This is a genomic window from Sandarakinorhabdus sp. (assembly GCF_040398645.1).
GTDB lineage: Bacteria > Pseudomonadota > Alphaproteobacteria > Sphingomonadales > Sphingomonadaceae > Sandarakinorhabdus.
The window spans coordinates 44,547-50,635 of record NZ_JBBATR010000015.1 but is presented as its reverse complement, the minus strand read 5'-3'; the positions used below and the strand labels follow the sequence as shown (position 1 = coordinate 50,635).

Annotated in this window: 5 protein-coding genes; 3 read left to right on the top strand and 2 right to left on the bottom strand. The window is 65.3% G+C overall.

From position 1 onward, the window contains the following. Window positions 1-1,202 (top strand): aminotransferase class V-fold PLP-dependent enzyme (locus ABWP50_RS05395; RefSeq protein ID WP_353216965.1); only part of this gene is annotated, 1,202 nt, incomplete at its 5' end. A gap of 15 nt (window positions 1,203-1,217) precedes the next feature. On the opposite strand, the gene thiL is transcribed toward ABWP50_RS05395, so the two are convergent. Then, on the bottom strand, window positions 1,218-2,150 hold the full coding sequence (thiL, locus tag ABWP50_RS05390) for a thiamine-phosphate kinase (protein ID WP_353216964.1): 933 nt from the start codon (window positions 2,148-2,150) through the stop codon (window positions 1,218-1,220). A 3-nt stretch (window positions 2,151-2,153) separates the two neighbouring features. Continuing rightward, entirely contained in the window at window positions 2,154-2,639 is a 486-nt protein-coding gene (gene nusB, locus ABWP50_RS05385; protein WP_353216963.1) for a transcription antitermination factor NusB, read from the bottom strand. 225 nt (window positions 2,640-2,864) lie between these two features. Here nusB and ABWP50_RS05380 point away from each other — a divergent pair, with 225 nt between their 5' ends. Further along, window positions 2,865-4,310, top strand: coding sequence for a replicative DNA helicase (locus tag ABWP50_RS05380; protein ID WP_353216970.1), 1,446 nt, complete (start codon window positions 2,865-2,867; stop codon window positions 4,308-4,310). Window positions 4,311-4,492: 182 nt separating this feature from the next. Next, a complete protein-coding gene (locus ABWP50_RS05375; RefSeq protein ID WP_353216962.1) occupies window positions 4,493-6,088 on the top strand; it encodes an NAD(P)/FAD-dependent oxidoreductase in 1,596 nt (531 codons plus the stop codon). Window position 6,089: the final 1 nt, after the last annotated feature.

The window sequence follows — 6,089 nt, the reverse complement described above, 5'->3', positions numbered from 1 at the left end:
TGATCGCACCCGGCGACGAAGCGGGCTGGGCGCGCATCGCGGCGCTCTATCCGAAAATGGGGCCGGTGACGCAGCTGGAGCATGGCTATTGGGGCAATATGGCAGCGCCCGTAGCGCAAATGCACCGCGCCAATATCGAACGGCTCAATCGCGACACGAGCGTTTACGCCCGCCGTGCCATGCGCAGGGACCAGGAGGCGGTGCGCGCGCGCGCCGCGCAGGCCATGGGGGTGCAGCCTGAGGATATCGGCTTTTGCCGCAATGCCGCCGAAGCCTTGCAGGCGTTGATCAGCCAGTTTCAGGACGTGAACGAAGGCGACACGATCTTGTGGTCGGACAATGATTACGACACCAGCCACAATGCCATGCGGTTCCTGGCAAAAAGCCGGCGGGCGCGGGCCGTGCAGGTCGAGCTGCCGCGCGCGCCCACCCATGACAATGTGATCGCCGCCTATGCCGAGGCGATCAAGGCCGCCAGCGCAGGTGGGCGCCTGAAGTTCGTGCTGCTGACGCATGGCACCCACAAAAGTGGGCTGGTGGTGCCGGTGGCGGACATTGCGGCGCTGGCCAAGGCGGCGGGCGCGGTGGTGATGGTGGATTGCGCGCAAAGCTTTGCGCAGCGGCCGTTCCTGGTCCCGGATTTCGGCGCCGATCTTGTCGTGCTCAATTTCCACAAATGGGTGGGCGCTCCAGTTGGCGTGGCGGGCTATTGGTGCCGGCCGGGGACGGCGGCGCTGATTGCAGCGGCCGCTGCCGAGCCGGATGCAGCGCCGGACAATGTGCAAGCCAAAGTGCATCAGGGCACGCTGGATTATGCTCCGCAATTGACACTGCCAGCGGCGCTGGATTTTCAGGCCAGCATGTTGCCGCCGGCCATGAAGCTGTCGCGGCTGCAATATCTGCGCGGCCTGTGGGTAGCGCCGCTGCGCGGCCTGTCAGGGCTGGAGATCATGGTGGGCGATGATCCGCGCACCTTTGGCGCCATCACCAGCTTTAGGATTGCCGGCCACACCACCACGGCCGAAAACATCGCCATCACCGACATTTTGTTCAACCGCTACAATATCATGGCCGTGCACCGGGCTGGCCTGGCAGCGGGGGCCTGCGTGCGGGTGACGCCGGCCTTGTTTACCACGCCTGCCGAGTGCGCGCAGCTGGTGACCGCGCTGAAGGAGCTGGTGCCGCAGATCGCCAAGGGCTGACGCGGGCCAGTTCGTTCAGGCGTGTTCCCAGCCCAGCCGCCCCGGCAGCGGCACCGGTTGGCCGGCCAGCGTCAGGCGCAGGCCTGAGCCATGCACAACAGTGCCGATGCGCGTCACCGGCGTCTTGGTGGCGGTGGCCAGCGCTGCCATATCGGTGCCGGGCGGCGCGGTGAACAGCAGCTCATAATCATCGCCAGCCGTCACCTGCGCCATCACCTCGGCCAGATTTTCCGCAGGCAGCGCCAGCGGCACGCTGTCGAGCGTGATCGCCAAGCCCACCGCGCTGGCCGCCGCCAGCCGGTCCGCATCGATGAGCAGCCCATCCGACACGTCCATGCCGGCGCTGGCCAAGCCGCCGAGCGCGGCGCCGAGTGCCAGCCGCGGTGTGGGGCGCCGAAACCGGTTCAGCAGCGTCTTGTCGAACGGCCGCGCGCCGCGTGCCACCGCCAGGCCCAGCCCGGCGCCGCCGATGCTGCCTGACACATAAAGTGCGTCGCCGATTTGTGCCCCCACGCGGCCCAGCGCGTGTCCGGGCTCCACCCAGCCGATCGCTGTCAGGCCGAGCACGGCGCGGTCAAGCCCGGTGACGGTGTCACCGCCCCACAGCGCTGTGCCGAAATGGGCAAGCGCACGCCCCAGCCCGGCAACAAATGCACTGCGCCAGCTGTCATCCTCCGCCGCTGACAGGCCCAGCCCGAGCAACACGCCGGCCGGCGTGGCCGCCATCGCCGCCAGATCGGACAGGTTTACCGCCAGCAGCTTCCACGCCACATCGCTGGGCGGATCATCTGGCAGATAATGGATGCCGGCGGCCAGGATGTCGTGGGTGAACACCAGCTGCCGGCCGATGGGCGGGGTCCACACCGCCGCATCGTCGGTCAGGCCGCGCGCAGCGGGCGTGGCGGCCAGCGGGGCCAGCAAGCGGGCAATGAAGTCCCGCTCCGCCACCGTTCAGCCGCGCACCTTGCGCGCCACCGTGTCGAGCAGGCCATTGGCAAAACGTGCCTGCTTTTGGTCATGAAACGCATGGGACACATTCACATATTCGTCGATGACCGTCGCTGCCGTCACGTCGGCGCGGGCGATCAGCTCGTATACCGCGGCCCGCAGCAGCGCGCGCATCGGCCGATCGAGCCGGTCCAGCGCCCAGCCTTGCGCCAGCGCACCGGTGATCAGCACATCCAGCTCATCCTGCCGGGCGACAACGCCGATGACGACATCATCGAAAAACGGCTGATCGGCGGCGAGGTATTCAACGCCTTCGATTTCCTGGCCAAGCCGGTGGCTGTGAAACTCCATCAGCAGCTTGGGCACCGGATCGCCGCCCATCTCCCGCTGATACAGGGCCTGCACGGCAGCAAGGCGGGCAGCGGACCGGGCCCGATAGTCGGGCGCAGGGCCCGAAACAGGTGTGGAGGCGGGAGCGGTATTGGTCATGGGATGGCGGGCTTACGCCAAGACAGGCCCAACCGGCAAGCGATGGCCGCAGCCAACTTGTCCCGTTTTCATCCACAGACCTGCCCACGGCGAAATCGCAGGCGGCCCCGGCCGCCGCTTGCCCCGCCGCCGGCCATGCGCGAGTATGGAGGGATGGTCTCGCTTCCCCCCGTCACGCCGCCGCCCGCTGCCCCCAATTTGCGCCTGGTTGATCCCGGTCAGCCGATGGCCGGGTTGCCGCAAAACCTTGAAGCCGAACGGGCGTTGCTCGGCGCGCTGATGATCGACAACCGGTTGGTGGAAGATGTCGTTACAAGGCTGAAGCCCGACCATTTTGCCGATGCCCTGCACGGCCGCATCTATGGCGCGGTGCTGATGCTGTCGGGCAAGGGCATGTCGGCCAATCCGGTCACCATGAAGCCGTTGTTTGATACCGATCCGGCGATCACCGAACTGGGCGGCCCCGGCTATCTGGCCACCCTGACCCAGAACGGCGCGGCGCTGCTGGCGGCGCGTGATTTTGCGTCGCAAATCTATGATCTGGCGCTGCTGCGGGAGCTGATCCGAGTCGGTCGAGACATGGTGATTGCCGCGGGCGACACCAGCACCGGCACCGCGCCCATCGATCAGATCGAAACCGCTGAAATGGCGCTCTACAAGGTTGCCGAGGCCGGCGAAGTGCAGGGCGCGGTCAAAAGCTTTCGCGAAGCCGCCATGGCAGCCGTGCAGATGGCGGACATTGCCAAACGCTCCGGCGGGCATTTGTCAGGTTACACCACCGGCCTGACCGGCCTGAACGAGAAAATGGGCGGGCTGCACAAATCCGATCTGGTCATTTTGGCTGGCCGCCCGGCCATGGGCAAAACCAGCTTGGCCACCAACATCGCCTTTGCCTGCGCGCAGCGTTATTCCGAAGACATGGCGCGCGGTGTTGAACCCGGCAAAAGCAGCGGTGCGCCGGTGGCGTTTTTCAGCCTGGAAATGTCGTCCGATCAGCTGGCCACGCGCATCTTGGCTGAACAATCGGAGCTGAGCTCCGAAGCGCTGCGCATGGGCCGCATCAAGGATGAGGAGTTCACCCGGCTGGCGCGCGCCTCCACGGCGCTGTCATCGCTGCCGCTGTGGATCGATGACACGCCGGGCCTGACCATCGCTGCGCTGCGCACCCGTGCCCGCCGTTTGAAGCGCCAGCATCATATCGGGCTGATCGTCGTGGATTATCTGCAATTGCTGACCGGATCGCGCCAAGGCGGCAGCGACAACCGCGTGCAGGAAATTTCGGAAATCACCCGCGGCCTCAAGACACTGGCCAAGGAATTGAACGTGCCAGTGTTGGCATTGTCGCAGCTGTCCCGCGCCGTGGAAAACCGGGAAGACAAACGCCCGCAGCTGGCCGATCTGCGCGATTCCGGCACGATCGAGCAGGACAGCGACATCGTCATGTTCGTCTACCGCGAGGAATATTATCACAGCCTGAAACAGCCCGACCCGGAAGACGGCGACAAACATGCCAAGTGGCGGGAAAAGGCCGAAAAAATCTTTGGCCTTGCCGAAGTCATCATCGCCAAGCAGCGCCATGGCGCCACTGGCACGGTGCCGCTGACCTTCATCAAGCAGTTCACCAAGTTTGCCGACCGCGCCGACAGCGATTACGGGCCAGAGCCTTGGTGACAAGCCGGATTGGGCAGGAACGAACTGCTGCGACCGGGCACTCCATGGTGCGGCGCGGCAAAACCCCGTCATTTCGCCACTGGCGGCGGCCGGGCAGGGGGCGCACGCCAACAGCGTTGCCAGGCCTGTCAGGGCGGCGTTAAAGAGGTTGGCCGCAAGGCCAGGCAAGGGGAAGCAAGGCGTTGAGCAACTGGGCAGAGATGGGGCCGACACGCCGCGACGTGTTGCATGCGATCGGCATGATGGCCGGCACCGCCGTGCTGTATCAGGCCATGGAAGCACTGGGCCACGCCAAGGAAACCCAGTTTGCCGGGCCACCCAATCTGTCCGGTGCGCGGCCGGGCGCCAAGGTGCTGGTGCTGGGCGCTGGTCTGGCCGGCATGCTGGCAGCCCACGAGCTGGGCAAGGCCGGCTATGATGTGCAGATCATCGAGTATAACAACCGTCCCGGCGGCCGGAACTGGTCGCTGTATGGCGGCGATACCTATACCGAGCTGGGCGGCGCCACGCAGAAAGTGGGCTTTGCGGACGGCAATTATCTCAATCCCGGCCCGTGGCGCATTCCCTATCACCACCGCGCTTTGCTGCATTATTGCAAGCAATTCGGCGTCGCGCTGGAGCCGTTCATCCAGATGAACCACCAGGCGCTGGTGCATTCGGCCAAGGCGTTTGGCGGCAAGCCGATGCGCTACCGGGAATTGGCCGGCGACTGGGACGGCAATGTCGCGGAGCTGCTGTCCAAGGCCATCGACAATCGCGGCCTCGATAGCGCCATGACCAAGGATGACGCGGACCGGCTGCGGATGGCGCTGCGCGAATGGGGCGCGCTCGATGAGGATTTCAAATATACCAAATCCTACCGGTCTTCGCGGCGGCGCGGCTTTGATCGGCCGCAGGGCGGCGGCGTGCTCGGTGAACCGATCCCGTCCGAGCCTTATGCCTTCAAGGATATAATGGATTCCGGCGTCTGGCGGATCGTGGCGCAGCACATGAGCATCGATCATCAGCATTCGATGTTCCAGCCGGTCGGCGGCATGGGCATGATCGGCAAGGGCTTCGCCCGCCAGGTCGAAGGCAAGATCCGCTACAACAGCAAGGTGACCAGCATCAGCCAGCAGGGCGGCAAGGTCACGGTGGCCTATACCGACACCGGCACCGGTGTGGCAGCCACGGCCGAGGCGGATTATTGCGTGTGCACCATCCCGCTCGGCATCCTCAGCCAGATCGATCTGGATTGTTCGGCGGGCCTTGACGCGGCCATCCGCGCCGTGCCCTATTCCAATTCGGTCAAGGTCGGCCTGGAATTCAAGCGGCGGTTCTGGGAGGAAGATGAAGCCATCTACGGCGGGATCAGCTTCACGGACCGCGAGATCGGCATGATTTCCTACCCATCGGGCCGCATGCACAGCAATGGTCCGGCGGTGGTGCTGGGCGCCTACACCTTCGGCGGGTCCAGCTACAAATTTGCCGGCATGACGCCTGAAGAACGGATCGCGCGCGCGCTGGACCAGGGCAGCGTGTTTCACCCCGGCCGCTACAAGGAAGAATTTGTCGGCGGCGCCAGCGTGGCGTGGAGCCGGGTGCCGTTCACGCTGGGCTGCTGCGCGATGTGGAACGAGGATACCCGCAAGGAACATTATCAGACACTGGTTGCCGTCGATAACCGGCTGGTGCTGGCCGGCGAACATGCCAGCTACGTCGGCTGCTGGATGGAAGGCGCCATATTGTCGTCGCTGGATGCTGTCACCCGCCTGCACAAACGCGCCCTGGAGGCTTGAA

What these genes read in the sequence shown, in the direction of transcription:
- ABWP50_RS05380 (WP_353216970.1), top strand. Translation starts at nt 2,865, where the DNA reads ATGGCCGGGTTGCCGCAAAACCTTGAAGCCGAACGGGCGTTGCTCGGC.
- nusB (WP_353216963.1), bottom strand. Translation starts at nt 2,639, where the DNA reads ATGACCAATACCGCTCCCGCCTCCACACCTGTTTCGGGCCCTGCGCCC.